This is a genomic window from Microbulbifer sp. TYP-18 (assembly GCF_040932045.1).
Taxonomy (GTDB): domain Bacteria; phylum Pseudomonadota; class Gammaproteobacteria; order Pseudomonadales; family Cellvibrionaceae; genus Microbulbifer.
Genome location: NZ_JBFRBC010000103.1, coordinates 1 through 230 on the forward strand (window position 1 = coordinate 1; position 230 = coordinate 230).

The 230-nt window shown below is 59.6% G+C and carries 1 protein-coding gene; it reads left to right on the plus strand.

The features are described from left to right. Positions 1 to 230 (plus strand): hypothetical protein (locus tag ABVT36_RS19145; protein ID WP_368457989.1); only part of this gene is annotated, 230 nt, incomplete at both ends.

The following is a 230-nucleotide window of genomic DNA, read 5'->3' on the forward strand; positions in this document are numbered from 1 at the left end:
GGCGAATCAGCACAGCCGGGCCGAGTTCAGTGAGGCCAAGGCGGGTCTTCAGGACAATCTGGTGTCGGCAGGCATCAATCCCAACAGTGGCAAATTCAAAGCCGCCACCAATCAGATGACGGTGGCCGAAGGGAAGTCCACCGGCGAGACGGTGACCCGTGCCGGCAACAGCCAAAAGGACCAGTATGTCACCGGGTTGCAGAACATCGTCAACATGGGGCAGGGCAAGT